This is a genomic window from Chitinophaga filiformis, assembly GCF_900102545.1.
Taxonomy (GTDB): domain Bacteria; phylum Bacteroidota; class Bacteroidia; order Chitinophagales; family Chitinophagaceae; genus Chitinophaga; species Chitinophaga filiformis.
On the sequence record NZ_FNBN01000002.1, the window covers coordinates 462,780 to 489,070 of the forward strand.

Sequence of the window (26,291 nt, forward strand, 5' to 3'; positions counted from 1 at the left end):
TGTCAGAATGTAACACTTAAACCGGCGAGGAAACTTTTTGAGCTTGGATATGCGCCATAGTCAATCCCCTGTTTCGTGTTGTCATTATCGTAGAAGTTTACTTCCGGATCCAGACCGGAATAATCTGTCCATGTCAGGATATTCTGTGCAGTTACATAAATCCTGAGTTGTTTCGCATGAATTTTCTCCAGTACTCCCCCCGGAAGGCTGTATCCTAATGAAATATTCTTCAGTTTTACGAAAGATCCGTTTTCTACATACCGGTCAGTTACCTGTGCTACCGGTGCATTGGTGGCCCTGGCCACTTTCCCGTTGGGATTAGTATCGCTATACCTGTCTAGCAACGTGGCAGAGGCATTCAGCGACAGTGTAGGTATTTCCAGTTTCTGCTGCAGGAAGTTGAATATCTTGTTGCCATAGCTACCCTGGAAAACAAAGGACAGATCAAAGGCCTTATAATTCAGTGTATTGGTAAAACCAAAGGTCAACTTAGGCTGCGCACTGCCCAGGCTATGTTTGTCGGCAGTTGTGATCACTCCATCTCCGTTGGTATCCACATACTTCGTATCCCCTACCTGCTGCGATGCGCCGGTCAATACAGGAATGCCTTTCTGTACGTCCTCTTTCGTAATCAGACCGTTGGTATTATAACCCCAGAAAGTACCCACCGGTTCTCCTACTTTTACTATCACAGGGGAAACGTATCCTGTAGGTGCCAATGGGAAATAATAGTCTGTACCATCACCCAGGCTCAGTACCTTATTCCTGTTGGCAGCAAGTACCAATGTAGATCTCCAGTTAAAGTCTTTTCCTTTGATGTTATCTGAGGTGATGCTTAATTCCAATCCTTTATTTTCTACACTTCCCACATTCTGTAATACGCTGGAATAGCCGGTATACAGTGGGAATGGCACATTCAGCAACAGGTCTGTCGTCTTCTTATAGTAGGCGTCGAACGATACATTCACCCGTTTGTTGATCAATCCGAAGTCGATACCACCATTGTACTGTGTAGTTGTCTCCCATTTCAGATCCGGGTTGGCGATCTGCACAGGTGCGATACCTGTTACCAGTGCTCCGTTGAAATAGTAGTTCGATGGCGCCAGTGCAGCCAGTGAGCTATATGGCGGCACTTCCGAATTACCCGTTCTGCCAACAGATAGTCTGAGTTTCAGGTCGCTGACAGCATTTCCCCATTGTTGCGCAAAAGTTTCCTTTCCTGCGTTCCACGAAAACCCTACCGAAGGGAAATATCCCCAGCGATTATTCTTTCCCAGTCTGGAGGAACCATCTGCACGCAATGACAAGGTGAAATTGTATTTATGCTGATAAGAATAATTCACCCTGGCCAGGTAGGAATTCAGAGAAGATTCATGTCCGTCGGAAACAGACAATACAGCTGTACTGGCATAGTTCAGATTATTAAAGGAAGTAAGGTCATTAGGAAATTTCTGCGCACTGGCCACGGCAGATTCATCCTTCTGATGCTGCATGGTATAACCTGCCAGTACGTTCAGGAAATGCTCCTCCCCGAAAGCATGGTCGTAGGTCAGCGTATTCTCATTGATCCAGGTAGTAGCGTTCAGGCTACCCACAGAAGCATATCCTCCCGTGGCATAACCGGTAGCAGTTCCTCCGGGCGAACCGGCATAGCTGGGAGAATAGTAATTCTGTTTTGTATTGATCAGGTCTGCACCGCCTGTTATTTTCAGGGTAAGTTCTTTAAGCAGCTTATATTCCAGTGAAGTATTTGCCAGGATCCTTCTCAGGTAAGTTTTATTGATTGTAGAGGCAAAATCCTGGATCGGATTGGTAGGATTAGCGGAAAAAGGACTGCTCGTATTGTAGCTACCATCTTCATTTCTGATCTTTGCTACCGGCGACACCTGCAACAGGTTGGCAAAGGCAGTACTCTGGAAATTGAGGCTGTTATAAGCGTTTCCATATAACTTATCTTCTATCGACTGACTACCGAAGATATTGGTAGCAATCTTAAGCCGGTCAGTCACCGTACGTTCATAATTCACACGACCAGAGTAACGTTTAAACCCGGTATTAATGATAATACCTCCCTGATCAAAGTAATTACCCGAAATAAGGTACCTGGACTTCTCATCTCCTCCCGAAAAGGACAGTTCATGGTTCTGCAGTGCTTTTTTCCGGAGGGCAGCATCCTGCCAGTCGGAGCCTTCGCCAAGTGCAGCAAGATCTGCATCGCCGTATGTCTTCGGACTTCCTGTGCTCACGTTAATATCGTTTACCAGTTCGCCCCATTGCCTGGCGTTGAGCAGGTCCAGTTTCTTTCTTACCTGTTGAGTACCAACATATGTATTGTAGCTCACTTCATCATGGCCCCGACGGCCTCTTTTAGTAGTGATAATGATCACTCCATTGGCTCCGCGGGAACCATAGATAGCGGTCGCGGAAGCGTCTTTCAGCACCTCTATTGAGGCGATATCGCTGGGGTTGATGGTTGACAATGCATTGACACCGGTACCGTTAGAAGCGCCTGTATTTGCGTAGTCGTTGTTATTATAGATGATAAACCCGTCTATCACATATAAGGGAGCATTCCCGAAGCTGATTGAGTTCCCGCCACGTACGCGGATGGTAGCCGTACTGCCTGGCTGTCCGGAACTCTGTGTCACAGCTACGCCCGGCACACTTCCCTGCAGGAGATTATCAAATGCGGCAGCAGGCTGCGCCAGTAATACCTTGGATACGCTGGCCACAGACCCGGTAATATCGCTTTTACGTTGTGTACCATACCCGACCACAACGACTTCGTTCAGCTGACTTTCATTCTCCTGTAATAGGATCTTTAGCGGAGAACCGTCAGCCTTGATCTCTTGTTTTTTGTACCCTATGAAAACGGCTTCAATAATGTATGGCAGCTTCTGACCTGTTTTGAACTGGAAGTTCCCTTTTGAATCGGTCAATACCTGGTTGGTGGTGCCTTTAATTCTGACCAGCGCACCAATGACGGGGGTGGCTGTTTTACTGTCAAGTACAGTACCGGTGAGTGTAGAATTAATTACAGGATCGGAAGAGGATTGGGCATATAACGTTACAGGTGCTATCCCTGTTAACCAGGAAATAAGCAAGAGAACTTTTTTCATTAAATTTGCGATTAGTGATTAGACAATACGATACTGCCCCGCGATCATTCGCAGAGTAGTACATCCAGAGATTTGTTTAGTCAGGCCGGCACTGTTCCCGCAGTGCCGGTCAACTTTTTACCATTACAGGCATACAATAAGGTGCACCCCGATTATTTACGATAACATTGTTCAACAACATACTTTTAGTTTATAAAGATTACGTTCCCTTTTGCAGGGAATACGGTTTACCGACATGAGTGTTGAGTGGAAATTCGGGCGAAATATGGCCAGGATTAGCGTTTTGTTGTACTTCAGCAACAACAACAGCAGCAGTAGCTTTTGCTGCTGGAGATGTTTCTTATTTGATATTTGGTTGATCCCTTGTGTGTCATTTGGCAATATATTACAGGGAAGTACGCTTAATTTTCGATTCAAAAATAGAAAGTAATTATTAGTCCACCAAATTAATGTACTAATAAATTTATAGGGATGCTGCTTTTCTGTTCATTGCTTATCTAAGTAGTATCTTTCTATGCGATGATAGCGTTAGCCTCCGACCTCCTATATTAAGAAAGCATTCTCGTTTCAGAATGCTTTCTGTTAGTCTTATTGTTAGTCGCAAATTACAGGAATTACTACACCAGCTTACGCTTACTTCTCACAGAAATCACCGTTTGCAAAACAACCGAAGTCCCTACAAACAGTAATCCTACATAAAAAGATGCATTCACCTCCTTCCCTTCTGCAAAAAACAGGAAGGCCATTATTATCGCATAGATAGGCTCCAGATTGAAACTGAGATTTACCGTAAAGGCAGGTATTCTTTTTAACGTTTCTGCAAACATTATGTACAAAGCCACCGTGCAAATCAACGATAAGAACAGCAGGTAGATTGTATCCTTTACGCCGGGAATAAGACCTTCGACCGGGAAATAGTGAAGATATATGGGTAGTAAGATCCCTAAACCGATCGTCCCTCCCATCATCTGATAGTAATTGATCAACTTACTATCATAGTTTCTCACCAGGCGTTCATTATAAATTGTATAAAGCGCGGCAAAAGCAGAAGAAATTACTCCCAGCACGATGCCAAACTGGTAAGATGCGTCAAAATGAAAGATAAGGGCAATGCCCAACAAAGTAAGCAGGCTTAATAAAAGCTCCGTGAGAACGAACCTTTTTTTATTAAGCAAAGGCTCAAAGATGGCAGTAAAGAAACTGGTCAGACTGTAACAAACAACCCCGATGGAAATGTTAGAATATTTAATGCTGCCATAAAAGAACACCCAATGAATGGTGATCAGCATGCCAATTTTTGCAACGTCAAACTTTTGGCGAACCGGAATTGCAGTATTCGCCTTCACCAGCTTCAAAATGAAAAATAGCCAGATAAAAGAGAAGAATACCCTATACCAAACCAGCAACCCTTCGTTGAGAGAAATGAGCTTACCAAATACTCCGGTGAAACCAGCAAGCATTACCGCCACATGTAATATGAGATATGGTCTTTTCATATAGAATTATCCGCACGTCACTACGGGACAAGCAATTTAATATTAACAGTCAATTGAAATTGGAAGAATAAATAAACTACCGACGGAGAGAACCATCAGCTATCTTCTATTGAAGAAATATTAAAATCCCGGAGGAGGGAGACAACTCTTTCTGTTCATAGTTATTGAAGTAATTCCGGCAAATATAGTAAAAACTAAATTCTCCCGTTCCTGATTCTTATTTCAGGTGAACAAGCTAAAAGCCATGAGCTGGCTCGTTTACAATAAAGTGTAATAAGCTGTTGGTGGGTGGTTATTCATTTTTGGAAATGTAGTATTGCATAAACCATTTCGTTCATTTTATTAGGGGATGTCATTTGTATGAATAAGAATTAATAATATTGATGGCAGAATGGTGTTTGTTTCTTTTGATGCCATCTGGGGTCCAAAACAATTTTACCATATCTCTATCTATTGAAATATTGTTAATCTATGAATAATACACTTTCCTTTAAAGAAAAGTCTGATCAGAGTCTGCTTTCTGCCAGATATTTGATTAAAAAAAAGATCTATTGTAGTAGTGTACATTGTTCGTTTTACTCCTGTTTACAAACAATGTTTCATTGCTTATTTACGAAGAAAAAGATTGCTAAAAATGAGTTCATTGCGAAAGGTAAACACAACGGCATTAGCTCACATATGCAGGCATTCAAATTAATTGGCAATGAAATAGCTAATAACGATTTTAAGGATTACAAATGGTATCAGAAACAATATCCGGAACTGAAGCACTTAAGAGAAAAAGCAGATTATTCGGATGAATTTATAATACAGGAAGAAGTTCATGACGCCTTAAACAAAGCTAATAGTATTATTTACCTCGTTAATAAAATTTAATTCTATGTTTAACAAATCGAATAACTCCTCCGTTGAGTTTATTAAAGAAAAACTGGGGCTTTTAGCCAACGCTTTCAAAACAATTACCATAAGGTATGCATATAATGATGCAATTAGCACTCATATCGTTGAGCTAACTCCCGAAGAGGAATATTACAATAACACCGCTCTCGACAAATGCTGGATTCCAATCTCCCTGGAGTTTAAGACATTATTTGAAAACGAAGATATTACCTTCATTTCCTCAGATTCGATACTGAAAATATCGGATCCTGCATTTGAATGGAATACTAACGGTAAAATAGCCAAAGAGCAATCCCACTTCCAGTTTCCGAGGGATGTTTTACCAACACCAGGCCAAAGAATTAGTCTGGCCTGAAAAGACTGAGCTTGTCGGGCTACATGTCTTCTTAGTTTCACAATTCAATATGATACGTCGTTTACAATTGGCATAATTACACTTACATCAGGAGCGAATAGCTCAGTCAGTAGAGCATTAGCTTGGGAAGCTAATGCTCTTACTTTTTGTAATCCGCAAACGCCTCCAGGTATTTACTGATAAATTCCTCTTTACGCTTCAACCGGTATTGCATGACAAAACGGGGGTGTTCCAGAGGAACAATCGTTTCAAAAAAACCTTCCTTCTCATTCAGTTTCTTCAGGAAGGCGGCATTCTTACCAGTACCAAAGCAGTAACAGACACGGGTATCCACACCAAATTCCAGTTGCTGACGGATGCTCTTCACCATAAAGTCATATACTGCATTGATCAGCGCTTTACTGTCGTAGTAGTTATAATTGACTTCAGAGCCATCCGGCTGTATAGCTGTGAATCCCAGCGGAGAAACCGATGCGAAATAGAAATCATGGTAAAAGGCAGCAGGCCCTCCATATGCGCTGATCACATCATAAACGAATACAGACGAAGGCTCGTGTGTTTTCAGCCCTTCAATACCAATTCCCAGCACTTCTGTCAATCTTTTGGTATCTGTAAAGGGAATACCGGTCGCGCCAGAACCTAAGCGGCCGGGATTAATACCCATAATTATGCGACGCGGATGATGATCGTTATAATACTTGCGGTAAAATTGCTGCATGATATCCATCACCTGCGGCTGCTCACGGAAAGGGTTCATGATCCTGACGCCCGGTGGCAGGGAGCCTGTATAATGCAGGTTGGTATTGAAATCAATGACGTGGTCGGCAAATGTCTTCTTCTTCATGATAGGATTTGGGCAGTAAAAATACGCTGTTTCTTCTTAGCGTAATACAATTACCGGATACTTTTCCCCTAAATGAGCCCTGCCTATTCACGGTCTCATCTGACCGGTTCAGCACAAATTTAGCCTCCTTAACGGACTTTTACATTGCCTCCACCCCCTCATAAGTCTAGTTTTGATCTATCAATCACTCACAGATCTAAACTTAAAACTATGAGAAACAACAGAACAATTATTGCTATGAAACGTCTCGCCTTATTCGCCATGCTGGCGCTGAGCATTGCCTCCTGCGATAAAGACGAAACACCATCCAAAGACAATGAAACAGTAACAGTAGATTATCACCAGACAGCCACCACACAGTTTATTGACGCAGGTGATACAAAGTATGCTTACCGGGTTTTAGGAGAGAAAAAAGATACTCCACTGATCCTCCTGTCTCCGCTGGGAGCGTCAATGGATGACTGGGATCCGGCTATTACCAATGGGCTTGCTCAAAAACACAAGGTGATCATATTTGACAACCAGGGTGTGGGATCATCCACAGGTAAAACACCGGCTACGATTGCTGATATGGCAAAAGGCGCTGTCACATTTATAAAAGCGCTGGGCTATAATAAGGTGAATCTGATGGGCTTTTCTATGGGAGGATTTGTTACACAACAGATAGCGCTTACTGAACCAACGCTGGTAAATAAGATCATACTAACCGGAACCGGTCCAAAAGGTAGTGAAGGACTATCCAATCTGCCTAATTTATTGTCAGCCGCTGCAGGCCTGAGCCCTGAAGAGTCCTTCCTTCTCTTCGGATTCACATCATCCGCAGAAAGCAGAAATGCTGGCAAACTGTCTTATGCAAGAGTACAGAAACGCACGGTAAACCGCGATGCACCATTAAGTAATGAAAGCTTTAGCGCTCAATTGACAGCGGTGCTGGCATGGGCTCAACCATATCCCAATGCGTTAAAAGAGCTCGAAACGATCACACAACCTGTTCTGCACATACAAGGCCAGAAAGACGTTCCTGTTCCTGTGATCAACGCAGTTAACATGTCTCAGCATATACCAAATGACCGTCTGTCCGTTTATCCGGATGCAGGTCACGCTGCGTTTACGCAGTATCCCGAACAGTTTGTACAGGAGGCAAACGACTTTTTAAAATAATTAGTTAGCAATTCTTTTCTAAAGGATATTCTAAGCCGCATATATCAAATGGTATATGCGGCCTTTTTTATTGGAGTCTTCTTGATATAGACCAGCGTAGCTATGATTGCACATTATTGGTTGAGTGCCACAAATGCCTGTGAAACGGTATCAGCCAGATGGCCCCAGCGGTTGGCTGCCACAAGTTGCTTGCCATCAAGCGCCCTGATTTCCATTACGGCTCCTTTTTCCCGGGTAGTCATAAGTCCGCAGAAACAGGGGACATTAGATGGGCCTACCTTTTCAAAATCCTTGGTCTCGTCCGAAAATTTGAGGTTTTGACCGTTGTAGATACTTTGCAGCCATTGAGCTACTGTAATGTCAGGAGTAGCCTCTATGGTACGACCGGCATGCCCTGGAGTATCCAGGCCAAGCGGGAAAAGCGGCGTAGCTGCATTCCCCCCCGGCTCACCCGCAGCTGTCATCACATCAGCTCTAAAAACCGGAGCGGCAGGCATTTGTGCTTTGTCTTTAAGCTCAGAAAGACTTGAACGGCTCAGCACCGGCACCATCATCTTTGCAGCCCTTGGAGTAATTAATTCACGTAATACAGCTCGCAACTCACTAAAAAAGCCCTCCTTTCCCTTTTCCTCGTATTGCCTTGCAATATGCTTATCCGAGCCGGTGATATCACCTGTACGCATAAATTCTTCAATATTACGTGCATTGGCGCAATACTGGATCCTGTAAAAGTCTTCCCGGTAGTCCCTATATTTCATAATAGTTTCATGCGCCTCGTTTGCCATAAGCCGGTAACGGCGTTGACCTGCTACATAACTTCCTAACAATGCCACAAGCCCCTGGTATGCCGCACCCTGTCCTGCTATTGTACCCAAAGGATCCTGGGCGGCATTTACAGCCTGTCCGAGTACCGCTCTTGAACTCTCGTCCACGTTCAGGTCATTGGTACCGTCCCACGTTGCTACCTGCTGCAATAGATCAATGATTTTATCAGGTTTAATGCCACCGGTAATATGAATATTTCCCTCCAATGCGCCTGGTAGGCGCCTTAACACAATATTACGCGCCAGTTGTGTATATCCCTGTGCGGCAACGAGTCCGCGAACCCGCCTGGCTTCCGTTTCAATCCGCCTGGCGATGTTCCCCAGTTCAGTCGGTTGATTCGTTTCATCAACAGGATCAGTAATAAATTCAATGATTCCCTGCCCACCGATGATATCTGCAGTTAATTTCCAGCCCGTACCACTGAGAATAGCCTTTCCTTTTTCCAGCTGATGGTCAGATGTTTCAAAAGGCAGGGAACGTTCACCATAACCGTCTTCTTCTTCGTCCGAGTTAATTAAAATTGAATATTCATCCTGTTTGTTACGTTTAGATTCCTTACGTTTAGGTTCTTTACGTTTAGGTTCAGGTTTCATCCTGCCCGGATAAAGTTCAAAGGTCGGTGTCTCGATTTCCAACCCCACTTTACGCTGTACCGGAGCCGTGGTATAAGGCTTTATTTCCACATCTTCAGACTGATCATTTCCATTTTCGGCAGGCATAGGGAAGGCCTCAGTTTCCTGCGCACGTATCCCATACATTGGTGTAGGACTATCTTCTTTCCTGTTTTCAACCGACGCCTTTGCAAATGCCTGGATAGCGGGCCTGGATACTGCTGAAGAGCTACGTCGGGCTACAGCTACCGGTGAAAAAGACCGACGAAACTGAGTGCTGCTATTTTCCTTTATCATGGAGTTGAGGGATTAGGGTTAATTAACTTTAAAATACAATTTTTCCGGAAATATTCTTCTCTAAAGATATCCAACCCGCTGGCTATAAAATGGACAATTCAAGGCGCTAGCTATTGTAAATTGTTCATTTTCGAAATGCCATGTTCGACAAAACCATTTTGTTCATTCCATGGGCAGATTAATGAAGCATTAAAAGGCGCGAAATTGCCCAGATAATTTTCGATAAAAGAACTTAGCCATCTGATTCATTCCAGATGCCTTTTCCATTTCTGTCCCCTCCCAACCCAATCCGAATACTTTTCTCATCCCCGCTCCCGGAGATATCCTTTACAACTAATCCCTTCTTTATTGTAAATATGACAAATATCCCGCCTTTTTGTATATTTATACCCACTACGTATTCTAAATTGTCATGCGTAAGAATTCCCACACTGATGAAGAACTTCTGGAACAGATCCAACTAAACAGGGATGCTGCCGCCTTTACGACTTTATACGAGCGTTACTGGGAAAAGCTGCTTACACTTGCCTATATCCGCCTTCAATCATCTGCAGACGCCCAGGAAGTAGTACAGGACGTTTTCCTGGACATCTGGAAAAGAGCCGGCAACATATCCCTGGAACATTCCTTTCATACATATATATCCGCCGCTCTCAAATATAAAATACTGACCTTCTTAGCCAAACGCAAAACAGAACAGGCCAGAAGTGCCCTCATAGTACAGGACGAAGCCGATGCCAGTACCGAACAATGGCTTAGCTATCAGCAATTACGCCAGGAACTGGAACAAACCGTACAGGCCCTCCCTGAAAAATGCCGGCTGGTATTCCGCCTGAGCAGGGAAAAAGGCATGAGCGAAAAACAGATCGCGAAAACCCTCAATATCTCTATTAAAACCGTAGAAGCCCATATATCCAAAGCATTGAAAACGCTGCGTACCTCCCTTCAGCATCTCCACTCCCTATTCCTCTGGTAAAATATTTTTTCCCCGGCACTAAGGGAAACCGCTTATCTCCAAAGACTATATATAAAAGAGGCCCTACAATGAATGATCTGACATCAGAACAGATATCCCGGCTTGCCGATAAATGGCTAAAAGGTACTATCAGCCAGGAAGAAAAGGCTTTGTTTGAAGCATGGTATAATAATGTACCTGAAGGTACTGTTGAATGGGATGAAGCAACGGCGCATTCCAACCGGGAACTCCGTGAACAACTCCTCCAACAGATCAGGGACCGCATGGAAGAAAAAAGGCCTCTTACATTATATAAACGTATACCTGTCAGATACCTGGGCGCAGCTGCAGCGGTATTACTGTTGTTCATTGCAACAGGTATCTACCGGTATAGCGTTAAAAAGCAGGCATCATCTCTTGCCAGCAATAATATAAACACTAACCAGCTTAAACCCGGCGGCAACAAAGCCACCCTTACACTTGGCAACGGCACCGTAATAGCGCTTGAAGATGAACAGAACGGCGCCCTCGGACAACAAAACAATACAAAGATCATTAAGCTCAATAACGGTCAACTCGTATACAACAGTGAACAGGAAAGAGCAGGCAATGCACCTGTAGTCCTCAATACACTTTCTGTACCCCGTGGTGGCAAGTACAATATCACACTTGCCGACGGAACAGTGGTATGGCTGAATGCAGCCAGCAGCATTACCTTCCCTGCAGCCTTTACAGGCAGGGAAAGACAGGTTACTTTAAATGGTGAAGCTTACTTTGAAGTTGCCACCGACGCCTCCCGCCCCTTCACAGTAAAGGTGGGTGACATGCAGGTAAGGGTACTGGGGACACATTTTAATATCATGGCTTACAATGATGAACAGTCTGTAAACACCACACTATTACAGGGAGCAGTGAAAGTACAGAGTGCCGCCGGTGAAGCATTGCTCAAACCAGGGCAACAGGCTAAAATGGATCACACAGGCAATGTAAAGGTCGTACCTGCCAACATCGACGCTACTATCGCCTGGAAGAACGGCCTGTTCAGCTTCAATAATGCCTCGATAGAGGAAGTAATGCGACAGGTGGCACGCTGGTTCGACGCAGAAATAGTATACCCGGATGGTATTCCACAGGACCGTTTCCAGGGGGAAATAGACAGAAACTCAGATATAACGGCCGTACTGAAAATACTCGAAGCAAGCGGGGTTAAATTCACCGTACAGGGACATAAAATACTGGTAAGATCCTGACACCGTAAAGACAACGTTTTTATCAACCAAAATTGAATGCAGGTATGGACAACGCACCTTGACTCCACCTGCCGTATAACCTGTAATAAAACAGGGGCGATTGAGCCCGCCCCTGCAACGTTTGGGTTGTACAGGCAATAAAATAATCCGCTGAAGATCAATTATCACTCTCACCCAAACACTGCAAATCTATGCAATTGTATGATTATGTGGAAGCCACAGATATGCCCTGGCTTCTGCCAACCAAAATTGAACATCGCAGCATAGCAAAGAAAGTGACGCTATTCCCTGTGCGCAAAATTCTCCTGGTTATGAAAATGATCACCATTTTACTCACAATCGCCTGTCTGCAGGTAAGCGCTGCCAGCTATGCACAAAAGCTGAGCTTATCCGCAAAGGACCGCCCACTGGAAGAAGTGTTCAGGGAAATTAAAGAGAAAACCGGCTACCTGTTCTTCTACAATATAGGTATGCTGAAAAATGCGCAGAAAGTGAACATACAGGTTGAAAACAGTGATCTTCGCTATGTGCTGGACCTCATCTTCAAAAAACAACCCTTCACCTATGAGATCGTCAATAAAACAGTGGTGATAAAACCCCGGCAGACAGATCTCCTGATGGTGGTACCCACTGAAGCACCCGCTGGTAACGTTTCCGGCCGGGTGACAGACGAAAAAGGGAATCCCCTGCCCGGTGTATCTGTACAGGTGAAAGGCAGTTCCAAAGGCACACAGACCAATACCAATGGAGAATATCAGCTGACCGGATTAGCCGACAATGCTATATTGATATTCCGTTATATCGGCTTTCAGCCACAGGAGATACCGGTAAACGGGCGTAACAACATTGCTGTTACGCTTACATCCGGTGCACTTGGCCTGGGTGATGTGGTAGTAGTAGGTTATGGTAAACAATCACGCCAAAACCTTATCAGCGCTGTCAATACCGTAAAAGCTGATGAACTGAACAAAGGTGCCATTACAGACGTAGGCCAGTTGCTGCAAGGTAAAGTACCAGGCCTGAACGTATCTGCGAGCGGCGATCCGAATGCGGTTGCGGCCGTAGTATTGCGCGGCGCTTCCACACTGAATGCCTCCCAGGGGCCCTTCTATGTGATTGATGGCATACCGGGAGCCGATATCTCTGTTATTGCACCCGACGACATTGCATCGGTGGATGTGCTGAAAGATGCCGCTGCCACCGCCATTTATGGTAACCGCGCTGCCAATGGCGTGATCATGGTCACCACCAAAAGAGGCAAAAAAGGACAATTACAGGTATCCTACAGCGGATATGCAGGTATGGAAAAAGTATCCAACAACCTGAAGATGATGAATGCCGAAGAATTGCGCAGTTTCCTTACAAAGAACGGCCAGTCCTTATCTCCGGCGGATGATAAAGGCGCTAATACAGACTGGCAGAAAGCGATACAGAGAATTACCGCCGTATCACACAACCACAACCTCTCCCTGAGCGGAGGCACAGACCATAGCACCTATGCCGCAAGCCTGAACTATACCAAAAAAGAAGGTATCCTGCTGAACAGCAACCTGGAACGTGTCATCGCACGTTTACAACTGGAGCAGTACGCATTGAACGACAGAGTTAAATTTGGTGTAAATGTGATGAACTCCAACAGCAATGCCAATGATATCCCTTATCGTAATGTGGTACTGCTGCAATCTGCATTACATCTGCCTGTTTCACCTATAAAAAACGCAGACGGTTCCTGGTTTGAAAACTTCACTACACAGGGTTATTACAATCCTGTTGCCATGATGAATAATAGCCAGATGAACAACAAATACAACAATCTTGTAGGTAGCTTCACCACTCAGGTGAAATTACCATTCGGATTTACCTACGATCTCAATCTCTCCTATATCGGCTTCACCTCTTTGCATAGTGAATACTACGATAAGTATTTCACAACTAGTTATAACAGCATGTATGACAATCCCGATCCCGGATTGGGCGGTCATACCCAGCAAACGTTTGGTCAGAACGGACAGGCTACCAGAAAATCTTACCAGAACACCACAAAGGTGCTGGAAACCTTCCTGACATGGGATAAGACCTTCGGACGCCATGTCATCAACATGGTACTGGGATATTCCTGGCAAAACAACAAAATAGGCGACGGCTTCCAGGTTACCACCAGCAATTTCCCAGTAGACAATATCGGTTATAATAACCTCGCCCTGAGTAGTCCGTATTCCGTATCGGGCTTCCAGGTGGGATTTGGTCCTGATGGCCTTTACCAGGAAAACAGGCTGATCTCCAATTTTGCCCGTTTGAACTATAACTACGGCAATAAATACCTTCTGCAGGGATCTGTAAGAAGAGACGGCAGTTCCGTGTTCGGCACTAACAACCAATGGGGATATTTCCCATCCGTAGGTCTCGCCTGGCGACTAAGCCAGGAGAATTTCATGAAGGATGTCACCGCACTAAGTGATGTAAAACTGAGAGCCAGCTATGGCGTAACAGGTAACGCATCTGGTTTTAGTGCCTACACTTCAAGGTTCATCTCCGGCAATCTGGGTGTGTATTATTATAACGGTATGGCAATAGCAGCCAGTGGTCCCATACAGGCAGCCAATCCTGATCTGAAATGGGAAAAGACCGCTACCTCCAATATCGGTGTGGACTTTGCCATACTGAAAGGTAAAGTCAACGTTTCAGTAGACGCATATAACAAAAAGACAACAGGCATGATCTACTCTTACAGGGTAGACCCCATACTTGTTCCTACAGGCACTATCGTTGCCAATGGCGGCAGCATGCGCAACAAAGGGATTGAAATAAGCATCAACGCTACACCAGTACAGAACAAAAACTTTAGCTGGACCAGCAGCCTGAATATTGCGCACAACCAGAACAGGATCACCAGTCTGACCAATCCGCTCTTTGCCGGCGGCGACTCCGTATTGCTGGCTTTCCCTGAAGGTGCTGGCCAATCCGGCCACTCCTTGCAGATACTGAAAGAAGGTAAACCGTTGGGACAGTTTTTTTCGCTGGCCTATGCCGGTAAAGACGCCAATGGCGTTTCACAATACGTGGGTGGCGACGGCAAACTGACTACCACCCCGGTAGTAGGAACAGACTACCACTACATCGGCAATGCACAACCTAAATTGCTGATGGGATGGGCCAACAATTTCCATTACCATCAATGGGATCTGAGCATCTTCCTGAGAGGCGTATTCGGCAACAAGATATTCAATGCTACACGAGCAGACCTGTTCAGACCTTCTACTGCTCAATATACCAACATCCTGAAAGATGCGGCCAGTGAAAGTACGGCCGACTTCAACGCATATCTCTATTCCGACCGTTTTGTTGAAAGCGGCACTTATGTACGGTTTGACAATGCCAGCCTTGCCTACAATTTCAAAAACCTGGGGCCATATATCAAAGGACTCAGACTATATGTAACTGCCAACAACCTTTTTGTCATTACAGGATATAAAGGCGTAGACCCTGAAGTGAACCAGGGAGGCATCGCACCAGGGGTAGATTACAATAACTTCTATCCCAAAACACGCACCTTCTTATTTGGCGCAAACATATCGCTGTAAGTGAACAAGTTAAAATCTTCATTATGAAAAAACTACTTCAATATATAAGCATTCCTTTGCTGATGAGCGTATTGGGAGCCTGTTATAAGCTGGATGTGCCCATCACAACTGAACTAACGCCGGATGTATTTCCACAGGACAGCGCACAGTTTGTTGCAGCATCAGGTCCTGCCTATGTAGCTTTAAGAGGAAACATTTCGGTGGAATACTTCTTTCTGCAGACATTAACTACCGATGAAGCTATCTTCCCTGCCAGAGGAGGTAACTGGTATAACGGCGCAGAATTTCAACAAATGCACTATCATTCCTGGACCAAAGACAATGGCCTGGTAAACGGAAACTGGACCTGGCTTTCCACTATCATAGGAACAACGAACCAATCCCTGTCGATACTATCTAAAAATGTTCCGGAAGGCGCTTTTAAACAGAGAACTATTGCAGAACTCAGGATGATCCGTGCGCTGGCTTATTTTATGATGATGGACAACTATGGTAATGTGCCACTGGATACAGTAAACGGCGACTTCACACCCAAGCCCAATGTGCCTCGCGCCCAGGTGTTCAACTTCGTAGAGCAGGAAATAAAAGCCTGCATCCCCTACCTTGGTACCGATCCTGTTGCTACGTATGGCAGGGCCAATAAATGGATGGCTTATACCTTACTGGCAAAAATGTACCTGAATGCTGAAATTTACACAGGTACTGAAAGGAACAATGACTGCATCGCAGCCTGCGACAATGTTATACAATCCAACCAATATGCGCTGGAACCTAAAAATACCTATCTGCAGATGTTCTATCCCAACAACGGGCCTCAAATGAAGGAGTTCATTTTCGCTATACCTTTTGACCCTTCATGGGCGAACACCATGCCTTTCAGGTCACAGAACCTGCATGCACGCTATGACATTCCGAGAGGGCTTGCGCAGCAGAAGTATCATCTTCCCTTTACACCAGATGGCGCTATCTCTACCCTGCCTGAATACTATGTCAATTTCAATGATCCCGGAGATATCAGGAACAAACAATGGCTCACTGGCCTACAGTACCTGGACGATGGCGTAACACCCGCTACCGTTACCACTACCAAGAAAGGCTATGATCAGTTCTATACCGGTGCGGATGGTTCGGCTCCTTTCACTTACCAGATCGATCTGAAGCCAGAAGTGATCCTCCGCCAGGATGTAGCTTCCTTTGATGCAGGCAACGATGAGATTGCCTGGAATATGGGTTATCGTAACATCAAGATCTTCCCCGACGCTACATCCCTAAACAGGAACCAGAAAAATGATATTCCGTTCTTCCGTTACTCAGATGTTATACTGATGAAAGCGGAAGCCATACTGCGCGGAGGTGCGCCTACCCTGGGTCATACGGCGCTGACACTGGTGAACCAACTAAGAGCAGAACGCAGTACATCACCGGCATGGGGTGCTGTGACGCTGGAAGATATCTATGCCGAAAGAGCCCGTGAATTTGCCTGGGAATCCTGGCACAGGAATGATGTGATCCGCTTTGGCAAGTATGAAGGAAAATGGGGCTTCAAAACAGATGCAGATCCTAATAAACGCATCTTCCCGATTCCAACTACAGCCTTCCAGCTCAATCCTGCACTTACCCAGAATCCTGGATATCCGCAGTAACAATAACATACGGAAGAAATTTTACACCCGGCATTATAGTACCGGGTGTAAAATTTATCGGCAAGTGTTTAACTTCACTGCAGGATGCGCATGACATATGTCCGACGCTCCGGCAATCAATTTTTCAATCTCATTCGTACCATCAGATAATGAAGATCTTATTCCCGGCCAAAGTACGCCAACACCGGTATTACATCGCCTTGTTCCTTTCCATCTGCTTTTACACCAGTGCTGCAGCACAGCTTAATAAAGCGGAAGCCACTGCGCTGATAAAGAGAATAGTGCCGGACAAGGCAGCTGCATTCACCGTGGAAAGTTTACCGCCACAGGCAGACAAAGATGCTTTTGAAATAGAAAGCAACAAGGGAAAGATCATTTTAAGAGGCAATAACGGCGTAGCAATAGCCGCGGCCTTATATCATTACCTAAATGAATATACTCACAACCAGATCACCTGGAATGGCACTAACCTGCATCTTCCCGATCGCCTGCCTGCTGTACCACAGAAGGTGCAAAGGAAATCTCCCTATCAGTACCGCTACTATCTGAACTACTGTACCTTCAATTATTCGATGAGCTGGTGGAACTGGGAACGATGGGAAAAAGAGATAGACTGGATGGCACTACATGGTATCAATATGCCGCTGGCTATTACCGGGGAAGAATATACCTGGTACCTTGTCTACAAGGACCTGGGGTTCAGCGACGCAGAATTACAGGACTTCTTCAGTGGACCAGCCTATTTTGCCTGGTTCTGGATGGGCAACCTGGATGGCTGGGGTGGTCCTCTCCCACTCAGCTGGATGAAAAGTCACCATGACTTACAGGTTAAGATCCTGCAAAGGGAAAGAGCACTGGGTATGAAACCGGTATTGCCTGCCTTCACCGGTCATGTGCCTGCTGCCTTCAAAAAGAAATTCCCCGCAGCAAAACTGATAACTACCAACTGGAAGAATGGCTTCGCCGATACCCAGATCCTCGACGCGGCTGATCCGCTCTTCGCTATACTGGGTAAGAAATTCCTGGAGAAACAAACACAGTTATTTGGCACAGATCATTTATACTCGGCGGATACCTTTAACGAAAATGAACCGCCCTCCGATGATCCTGCCTTCCTCTCAGGATTGAGTGCAAGGGTTTATGAAGGCATGAAACAGGCAGATACTGACGCTGTATGGGTCATGCAGGGATGGCTGTTCTATAGCGACCGTAAATTCTGGAAAGCACCACAGGTAGAAGCCCTGTTGAAAGCCGTTCCAAATGATAAAATGATCCTGCTGGATCTCGCCGCGGAAATTGAACCGATATGGAAAAGAACGGACGCCTTCTATGGCAAACCCTGGATATGGAATATGTTAAACAACTTCGGCGGAAATGTCAACCTCTTCGGAAGAATAGAAGGTGCCGCATCAGGCCCTGCATTGGCACTGAATGATACCAGTTCCGGTAATATGGCGGGCATTGGTCTTACTATGGAAGCTATCGAACAGAATCCTGTGCTGTATGAACTGATGATGGAACATACCTGGCAATCCCAGCCTATACAACTGGACAACTGGCTGTATAAGTATATCCGTAACCGCTACCGTAGTGAGAATCCAGACCTGCTCAAAGCCTGGGACATCCTGAAACATACCGTCTATAACGGACAAGCCATCAGGGATGGCGCAGAATCTATCATTACCGGCCGCCCTACTTTTGATTCGGCTGCTGAATGGACACGTACCCGACTCAATTATCCACCAAAGGAACTGCTCCCTGCATGGGACCTTTTCATCAAAGCAGCAGCGGCGGGCGTCAATACTGACGGCTTCCGTTATGACCTGGTTGATATTAGCCGACAGGTACTGGCCAACTACGCATTACCATTGCAACAGCGGTGGGTACGTGCCTTCCGGGAAAAAGACAGTGCCGCTTTCCTGTTGTACAGTCGCCGGTACCTGACACTGATCAGCGACATGGACACCCTCCTGGCTACACGCAGGGATTTTATGCTGGGCCCATGGATCGCCACTGCCCGCAGCTGGGGAAATAATACTGCAGAAAAGGCTTTGTATGAGCGTAACGCCCGTGATCTGATCACCTTATGGGGTGACGCTAATAGTCCCTTACACGAATATGCCAACCGCCAGTGGAGCGGTCTGCTGAACGACTTCTATAAACCACGCTGGGCACAGTTCTTTGACATGCTGCAACATTCACTGCAAACAGGAGCAATACCTGACTTACCGGCATTCGATAAACAGATACGCAGCTGGGAATGGCAATGGGTGAACCGCCAGAAAGCGTTCCCTGTTACCGCACAGGGCAACAGCATACAGACCGCCCGCAGACTATACAATAAATACAGACCAGTAATGGAAAATCCGCTGTAATATATACCCGCCACCCGGGGACTTTCATAGCGCAATCCTAAAATTCCGGCGATCGGTCTATAAAGGGTAAGCCCCTCTGCCGGAAAGGACTATTTTCCAGTCGTTTCCGGTTATTTTAAAATTCCACTCACAGCGAGCTTTGTGTTATCAAAATAAGAAACTATGAAAATAACAACAGCAGGCTCGCTGGGAAACGTAGCCACACCATTAGTTAAGAAACTGGTTGCAGCAGGACACCAGGTCACCGTTATCACCAGTAACCCCGAAAAAAGGAGCGCTATCGAGACATTGGGCGCCATTGCTGCGGTAGGTTCGATAACAGACGCCAGCTTCTTAACAACGGCTTTTAACGACGCAGATGCCGTTTACACCATGATGCCCCCTTCAATGGGCCCCGGAAACATGATCGAAAATATTGCCCGGGCCGGGCAGGCGTATGCTGACGCCATCATGAGCGCGGGTGTTAAGCGTGTTGTTTTCCTGAGTAGCATTGGCGCAGATGCAGTTGCAGGCACCGGCCCTATTCAGGGCGTGAACCGCGTAGAACAGATATACCGGCAACTGCCAGGCATAAACATTACAGTGCTGAGATCGGGATTTTTCTACGTTAATTTTTTCAGGGATATTCCCTTGATTAAAAACAGAAATATTTTCGGGAATAATTATGGCGGGGAAGATAAACTGGTACTGACACATCCTGAGGACCTCGCAGCTGCTATAGCGGATGAACTGCAGTCAAAGGGGAACGGTTTTGAAGTGAAGTATGTGGTAAGCGATATTTCAACAGGAAACGAGGTGGCGTCCATCTTAGGCAAGGCAATCGGGAAACCGGACTTATCGTGGACAGTTGTTCCGGACCAGCAGTTAACAGAAGCGATGACAGCCGGGGGACTTCCTGCTGAATTGGCCGGGTTGATCACAGAATTAGGCCAGGGCCTGAGAGCTGGCATCATTACCAAAGATTTTTTTGACCAGGGGGCCAGTGTCACCGGTAAAAGAAAGCTGGAACAATTTGCCGAAGAATTTAAGGACAGGTATCAACAGGTTTAAAACATCATCCGGATCCGCGGCAATGCGGATCCGGATGATGCTATGGCTCTTTACCTGCATTTTTAGATGAAATGCCCGCATATGCATGTTGTGCGGGAGATCTGATGGTATCTTACATTTCAGTTTAAAGTCATAAATTGCAGCAATGGCCAAAGCCCGAACCTGATGATATTCAGTTTTTCCGCAACAGCTGATTTTGACTTTATGACCTATTTTGCCCGTCACATCGGGGCGACGGTAAACGGCAACCTGTTGGTAATACCTGAACACCTGGGCCAGGGACATATTCGCAAATTAACCTTCGGCCCGGATTTCAAGATCACGATCCATCAATACATACTCAGGGAAGACCTGGTCATCAAACGTAATACCTCCGGTCAGGGTAATGACCTGATCACCGTATTTTTCTATACCAACGAGCAGCCGCTTGGAATCGCGTACAATGATGACCCTTCTATACAATTTTCCGAACGGGATGACTCGGCCATCCAGGTCACCTCAAATGATCTAAGCTCCACCATACGCTTTCCTGCCAATCACTCCATTCATTATATGGTGGTTGCAATCAAGCCGCCATACCTGGCATCATTACTGGCTACAAATAAACTGAATTCTACACTTCAGACCATTACCGGCAGTGGCAATTCCTTTCTTTACCTTGAGCGCATGAACGCCGAAACCAAGCTGCTGTTAAAAAATCTGGGCACCATAGATATGCAGGATAACCTCAGCCACTTCTACATGCAGATCAAGGTGCAGGAGCTGCTTTACCTGATTTTTCATAAATTGTCGATGCGTGAAAACGTACCACATCAGAATATCAATAATGGTGATGCAGCAAGATTACTGCATATTCGTGATGAAATCCTCAAAGACCTCAGCGTACCGCCGGTACTGCGCGAGCTGGCACAAATCGCAGCCATGAGCGAAACCAAACTTAAGCAGCTCTTCAAGCAGGCTTTTGGAAGCACGATCTATAACTATTACCAGCAGGCCAGAATGGAGGAGGCAGCCTTCCTGCTCAAACAAGGCAATCACTCCGTTGCGGAAGTGGGGTATGAAATGGGATTCTCCAATCTCAGCCACTTCAGCAGGTTATTTGAAAAACACTACGGGTTGAGTCCAAAAAAATTCTCCTACTCCTGATCCTTTCCCGATTATTGTACTTCCCGATGGCAGCATACAACCACTATACCTTTCTCATCACTGGTTGATTATTGTGTTGATCGTACACCGCCGGCAACATGCTACTATGCCTCATTTTAGAACCTCCGCATCAGCGCAAAAAAGTCCACGGGCGATATAAACCTCATAAGCCTTAAATCGTCATTGACCGCTGCCGTTTAAGACTGTTTTTCCGGCTTTTTGCGCTATTTACCGCTCTCAGGAAGATGCAATTTTGTGATGTAAATAAAAACATCATAAAATGAAAAAGTTATTCACGCCGTATAAGAAAGGTTCCTTTCAGTTAAAAAATCATGTGGTAATGGCCCCGATGACCAGAAGCAGGGCGCTTAACAACTTACCGAACGAACTTATGGCCAACTACTATAAACAACGTTCGGGAGCGGGCCTCATCATTACTGAGGGCACGTCACCCAGCCCCGAAGGTTTAGGCTATGCCCGTATTCCGGGCATCTATTCCGAAGCGCAGGTGGAGGGATGGAAAGCCGTAACGAAGGCGGTACACGAGAACGGCTCCAGGATCTTTGTACAACTCATGCACACTGGCAGGATCGCGCATGTTACCAATCTGCCCGAGGGTTATTACCCCGTAGGCCTCTCCGATGTCAAAGCTGCCGGCGAAATATTCACAGACGAAGCAGGTATGCAGGAACATTCAATTCCTGCTGCCCTGGATGCCAAGGGCATTGAGCACCTGATCAGCGATTTTGTGAAAGCCGCCGAAAACGCCATTAAAGCCGGTTTTGATGGCGTAGAACTTCATGGCGCCAATGGCTATATTCTGGAACAATCATTAAACCCTTACGTAAACACCCGTACGGATATTTATGGCGGAAGTACAGAGAACCGCAGCAGATTGATCGTGGAGATTGCCGGAAAGATTGCGCAAAAGATCGGCGCAGAAAAGGTTGGCCTGCGTATCTCACCGTATTCTCAACTTAGCGACATGCCGCTGTATAACGGGGAAGAAGTGCATCAAACCTATGCTTACCTGAGCAGCGAACTTGGCAAGATAGGAATAGCTTACATACATATCTCTGATAGTCCTGCTATTCCGGAAAAAACGCACAAGGCCATCCGCAATGCGTTTTCAAATACGCTAATCTACTGTAACGGATTAACGCCTGAAACAGCGGAAATAAAACTACAGAATGGATCAGCCGATCTCGTAGCATTCGGCAGAAGCTTCCTGGCAAATCCGGACTTTATGAAGAGGATAGAAAAAAATGACCCTTTAAATGAAGTGGATTATATGACCTTATACACTCCCGGCGAACAAGGGTATATAGATTACCCGGTACTGGGCTAACGGTAATTCAAAGACCGGACGACTGTCAGTGACCGTTAGTGTGTTTCACCCATGACTCACTGCCAGTAGCCGCTGATGAATGTCACAAGGTTGAAAGAAGGTGCCTTCAAAAGCAATTAAGGCACCTTCTTCCATGTATACCGTCAGGATCCTGTCCATAATCCAGGCAATGGCTGGGCCCTATTGGGCTCACAGCAAAGCCTCGCAATGCAGCGCTATACGCTCATCCCTCCATCTATGATAAATTCAGCGCCTGTAATAAATGAAGCGACTGAATCGTCAGACAAATGAAGTACCATCTGCGCCACGTCCTCCGCTGCGCCGAGCTTTCCCAACGGAATTTCGGGCAGGATCATATTTTTCGCCGTCTCTTCATCAAGTCCCAGCTTCTTTACAATTTCAGTGGCTGTTGGTCCCGGACTTACCGTATTCACCCTTATTTTTTGCCCAACCAGTTCAACCGCCGCCGTTTTCATGAGCATATTCAGCGCTACTTTACTGGCGGAATACACAGCGCTGTTAGGTCTGTGCATACTTGCACTGTTGGATGATATCATTACAACAGATGCCCCCTCATTAAGGATCGGGATAAATTTCTGCAGCGTGAAAAATGCACCCTTGAAGTTGGTATTAAGCACATCATCAAAATGCTGTTCTGTTGCAGCTACAATGGGGAAAAAAGCAGCAATACCCGCATTGATCACCAACACATCGGCCTTTCCATAATCGCGTTGCACCTGTGCTACCAGCTGATCTATCTCCTGTAGATTTGCCTGATCCGCCTTCACCGCCACTGCGCCAGTGTCCTTAGCTGCCTGCTCTATTGCATCTTTACGTCTGCCCGTAATGATCACCTTTGCACCTTCGGCGATAAAACCCTTTGCCGTAGCCAATCCGATACCGCTGTTCCCTCCTGTAACTACTACTACTTTGTTCTCAAATTTTCCCATGTTATTTTTATTTTTCTGAGCAACAAAACTATTTTCCAATGATGTAAATTTGTTATGAGTTACATAAAGAATAGTACTTACATAAATGTTACTATATGGTCAATTTGCTACAGGCTGACTGTAAAACCGACTGTAAAAAAGCACAGGCAGCAGTGCAGGATACGTTATATGTTGTTAACGGTAAATGGAAGATGGGCCTTTTATCTATCCTGATAAACAGTGGCACTAAACGTTTCGGAGAACTGGTACGTGAGGCGGAGATCTCTCCGAGAATACTTTCCAAAGAGCTACAGGAACTTGAAATGAACCTGCTGGTCACCCGAAAAGTCTGTGATACCAAACCGGTAACAGTGGAATATTCAGCCACTCCTTACAGCAAATCCTTAATGGAAGTGATTGATGCCATGGTACGCTGGGGTACCAGGCACAGAGAGATGGTTGCGGCGGCAGCAGCCAATTCGTAGTCTTACAATACCTTTATATTCCACTTTTAACAAACAAGTTAATCCATGAAAAATCTCATCACAAACTTATTCCTGGTGTTGATCGCTTACCCGTCTTTCAGCCAGCAGGCAGCAAACAATAGCAGCCCTGCAAAGCTGACAGATGGCATCTCCGTTGCCTCTCTGAAAGAAGAAAGAATAAACGAAGACAAGATAAATGCGCTGGCAGAAGAAATTGGCAAAAACACTTATCCCAATATTCACAGTCTGCTGATCAGCCGCCATAACAGGCTGGTGTATGAACATTACTGGCCGGGGGAAGATCAACGCTGGGGGAATCCCACAGGCGTTATACCGCATGACAGGGATAGTTTGCACGACATCAGAAGCATTTCCAAAAGCATTGTGTCCGCCTGTATTGGGATCGCTATACAACAGGGAAAGATCAAAAGCGTTGATCAGAAGGTCTTCAGTTTCTTTCCTGCCTTCTCCGCTCAGGATACCGGCATGAAATCTGCGCTCACCATCAGACACCTGCTCACTATGAGCTCCGGCCTCGTGTGGAATGAAGATGTTCCTTACGACAATCCGGAGAATAGTGAAATAAAGATGATCCAGAGCTCCGATCCGGTAGGATATGTACTCAGTCAGCCGATGGACGCGCCTCCCGGACAGGTCTGGAAATACAATGGCGGCACCACTCAGTTGCTCGCAGCCATCATTGAGCGGACTACAGGGAAGCCCATAGACGAGTTTGCCCGTGAATACCTGTTTAAGCCATTAGGTATCACTACCTTTACCTGGTTCCGTTATCCGGGCGCTGATATACCTGCCGCCGCTTCAGGACTACGCCTGCGCTCCAGGGACCTGCTGAAGTTCGGACTGCTATACAGCAACAAAGGAGTCTGGAAGGACAAACAGATCGTTCCGGCACAATGGGTAAAGGAATCTTTCCAGCCACAGGTAAAACGCTCCGGCGGGGCCTATGGCTACCAGTTCTGGATATGGGACGATACCGTGAATAACAAACCAATACAGGTAGTGAATTGCGTCGGCAATGGCGATCAGCGCATCATTTTTGATAAAGAAAATGACCTGGTAGTGGTAATTACTGCCGGCAACTACAATAAATGGAACATTCGCAAAAATAGCGCGGCAGTAATGAGGGATTATATCATTCCCGCAATGGAAAAATAAATGTGCTGGGACGTTTATGCATCCGTTTATTTGCGGCCCGGCAGGAAGAGTTCTCCACCCTCTTTAAGCTCTATTCTGCCAGCGACCGGCTGGAATATATTGAGCAACATCATCCCCACATACTGCAGCGGGTATCATTGACCCAGCTCTCTTCCTTCCTGGGAGTAGCCCGGGAAACTTTAAGCAGGATCAGAAAACGCCGTACCGTGTCCTGATATTTTGTGACGATCGTCACAGCGTTGAAAGTAGAGATGTATAGAACTTTGTGCTCATCGCAAAAAGTAACACATATGGCAAAACTTAGAAAAATCGACGCGGAGACCAATGTCATCACCTGGTTTGAAATACCAGTACTGGATTCGGCCAGGGCAAAAGCATTTTATGAAACCATCCTGGACATCAAAATGCACACGCTCTACATGGAAGAAACAAATGAAGAGTTAACCTTCTTCCCATCTGATCCAAATGTTGTCCAGGCCACCTCTGGGCGCGTAAGCGGATCATTGACAAAATCAAAAAATGCAACACCGTCAGCCGGAGGTACAAAAGTCTATCTTAACGCATACCCCGAGATTGATCTTGTACTAAACAGGGTTGAAAAGGCTGGCGGAAAAATCATCGTTCCCAAAAAGCATATCAGGGCAGGCTTGATTGCAGTCATTGAAGATACCGAGGGAAACAGGATCGGGCTTCACGCTGAGCAGTGATCCTTTATACATCCAGGTACGGCTGTGCCTTTGTATGT

The 26,291-nt window shown here is 45.7% G+C and carries 20 protein-coding genes; 15 read left to right on the forward strand and 5 right to left on the reverse strand.

Annotation, left to right across the window (positions count from 1 at the left end; all coding sequences use genetic code 11):
* Positions 1-2: 2 nt before the first annotated feature.
* Together BLR32_RS08340 and BLR32_RS08345 are read right to left on the reverse strand one after the other, a co-directional pair.
* Positions 3-3,119, reverse strand: a complete 3,117-nt coding sequence (locus tag BLR32_RS08340) for a SusC/RagA family TonB-linked outer membrane protein (protein ID WP_089830544.1) — start codon at positions 3,117-3,119, stop codon at positions 3-5.
* Between the two features lie 617 nt (positions 3,120-3,736).
* Complete coding sequence (locus BLR32_RS08345; RefSeq protein ID WP_089830546.1) at positions 3,737-4,615, reverse strand: DMT family transporter; 879 nt, start codon at positions 4,613-4,615, stop codon at positions 3,737-3,739.
* 471 nt (positions 4,616-5,086) lie between these two features.
* On the opposite strand from BLR32_RS08345, the gene BLR32_RS08350 reads away from it, so the two are divergent.
* Both BLR32_RS08350 and BLR32_RS08355 read left to right on the forward strand, forming a co-directional pair.
* Entirely contained in the window at positions 5,087-5,491 is a 405-nt protein-coding gene (locus tag BLR32_RS08350; protein WP_143011395.1) for a HEPN domain-containing protein, read from the forward strand.
* Positions 5,492-5,495: 4 nt separating this feature from the next.
* On the forward strand, positions 5,496-5,870 hold the full coding sequence (locus BLR32_RS08355) for a hypothetical protein (protein WP_089830550.1): 375 nt from the start codon (positions 5,496-5,498) through the stop codon (positions 5,868-5,870).
* A 139-nt stretch (positions 5,871-6,009) separates the two neighbouring features.
* Here the strand turns inward: BLR32_RS08355 and BLR32_RS08360 are convergent, their stop codons facing one another.
* On the reverse strand, positions 6,010-6,714 hold the full coding sequence (locus BLR32_RS08360) for an SMUG2 DNA glycosylase family protein (protein WP_089830552.1): 705 nt from the start codon (positions 6,712-6,714) through the stop codon (positions 6,010-6,012).
* Between the two features lie 210 nt (positions 6,715-6,924).
* Between BLR32_RS08360 and BLR32_RS08365 the strand changes: the two genes are divergently transcribed.
* A complete protein-coding gene (locus BLR32_RS08365) occupies positions 6,925-7,875 on the forward strand; it encodes an alpha/beta fold hydrolase (protein WP_089830553.1) in 951 nt (316 codons plus the stop codon).
* A 113-nt stretch (positions 7,876-7,988) separates the two neighbouring features.
* Here BLR32_RS08365 and BLR32_RS08370 read toward each other — a convergent pair whose 3' ends face one another.
* Positions 7,989-9,608 (reverse strand): hypothetical protein, encoded by a 1,620-nt coding sequence (locus BLR32_RS08370; RefSeq protein ID WP_089830555.1) that lies wholly within the window; start codon positions 9,606-9,608, stop codon positions 7,989-7,991.
* Positions 9,609-10,020: 412 nt separating this feature from the next.
* On the opposite strand from BLR32_RS08370, the gene BLR32_RS08375 reads away from it, so the two are divergent.
* The 8 genes from BLR32_RS08375 to BLR32_RS08410 all read left to right on the forward strand — a co-directional run bounded on the left by BLR32_RS08375 (position 10,021) and on the right by BLR32_RS08410 (position 22,956).
* Positions 10,021-10,584 carry an RNA polymerase sigma-70 factor gene (locus BLR32_RS08375; RefSeq protein ID WP_089830558.1) on the forward strand — a complete coding sequence of 188 codons (564 nt, stop codon included), beginning with the start codon at positions 10,021-10,023 and terminating at the stop codon, positions 10,582-10,584.
* A 68-nt stretch (positions 10,585-10,652) separates the two neighbouring features.
* Positions 10,653-11,813 carry a FecR family protein gene (locus BLR32_RS08380; protein ID WP_089830559.1) on the forward strand — a complete coding sequence of 387 codons (1,161 nt, stop codon included), beginning with the start codon at positions 10,653-10,655 and terminating at the stop codon, positions 11,811-11,813.
* 191 nt (positions 11,814-12,004) lie between these two features.
* Positions 12,005-15,394 carry a TonB-dependent receptor gene (locus tag BLR32_RS08385; protein ID WP_245705384.1) on the forward strand — a complete coding sequence of 1,130 codons (3,390 nt, stop codon included), beginning with the start codon at positions 12,005-12,007 and terminating at the stop codon, positions 15,392-15,394.
* A 23-nt stretch (positions 15,395-15,417) separates the two neighbouring features.
* The gene (locus BLR32_RS08390) at positions 15,418-17,037 is read left to right on the forward strand and encodes a RagB/SusD family nutrient uptake outer membrane protein (RefSeq protein ID WP_089830561.1); all 1,620 of its coding nucleotides are present in this window, start codon (positions 15,418-15,420) and stop codon (positions 17,035-17,037) included.
* Between the two features lie 149 nt (positions 17,038-17,186).
* Entirely contained in the window at positions 17,187-19,412 is a 2,226-nt protein-coding gene (locus BLR32_RS08395) for an alpha-N-acetylglucosaminidase (RefSeq protein ID WP_089830563.1), read from the forward strand.
* A 162-nt stretch (positions 19,413-19,574) separates the two neighbouring features.
* Positions 19,575-20,462, forward strand: a complete 888-nt coding sequence (locus tag BLR32_RS08400; RefSeq protein ID WP_089830566.1) for an NmrA family NAD(P)-binding protein — start codon at positions 19,575-19,577, stop codon at positions 20,460-20,462.
* A gap of 165 nt (positions 20,463-20,627) precedes the next feature.
* The gene (locus BLR32_RS08405) at positions 20,628-21,608 is read left to right on the forward strand and encodes a helix-turn-helix transcriptional regulator (RefSeq protein WP_089830568.1); all 981 of its coding nucleotides are present in this window, start codon (positions 20,628-20,630) and stop codon (positions 21,606-21,608) included.
* Between the two features lie 280 nt (positions 21,609-21,888).
* Entirely contained in the window at positions 21,889-22,956 is a 1,068-nt protein-coding gene (locus BLR32_RS08410; RefSeq protein WP_089830570.1) for an alkene reductase, read from the forward strand.
* A 215-nt stretch (positions 22,957-23,171) separates the two neighbouring features.
* Here BLR32_RS08410 and BLR32_RS08415 read toward each other — a convergent pair whose 3' ends face one another.
* Entirely contained in the window at positions 23,172-23,906 is a 735-nt protein-coding gene (locus tag BLR32_RS08415; protein ID WP_089830572.1) for an SDR family oxidoreductase, read from the reverse strand.
* 95 nt (positions 23,907-24,001) lie between these two features.
* Here BLR32_RS08415 and BLR32_RS08420 point away from each other — a divergent pair, with 95 nt between their 5' ends.
* From BLR32_RS08420 to BLR32_RS08435, 4 genes are all read left to right on the forward strand, one after another.
* Positions 24,002-24,370, forward strand: a complete 369-nt coding sequence (locus BLR32_RS08420) for a winged helix-turn-helix transcriptional regulator (RefSeq protein ID WP_089830574.1) — start codon at positions 24,002-24,004, stop codon at positions 24,368-24,370.
* Positions 24,371-24,415: 45 nt separating this feature from the next.
* Positions 24,416-25,546, forward strand: a complete 1,131-nt coding sequence (locus BLR32_RS08425) for a serine hydrolase domain-containing protein (RefSeq protein ID WP_089830575.1) — start codon at positions 24,416-24,418, stop codon at positions 25,544-25,546.
* 2 nt (positions 25,547-25,548) lie between these two features.
* A complete protein-coding gene (locus BLR32_RS08430; protein WP_218124165.1) occupies positions 25,549-25,761 on the forward strand; it encodes a cyclic nucleotide-binding domain-containing protein in 213 nt (70 codons plus the stop codon).
* A 75-nt stretch (positions 25,762-25,836) separates the two neighbouring features.
* The gene (locus tag BLR32_RS08435) at positions 25,837-26,253 is read left to right on the forward strand and encodes a VOC family protein (protein ID WP_089830577.1); all 417 of its coding nucleotides are present in this window, start codon (positions 25,837-25,839) and stop codon (positions 26,251-26,253) included.
* Positions 26,254-26,291: the final 38 nt, after the last annotated feature.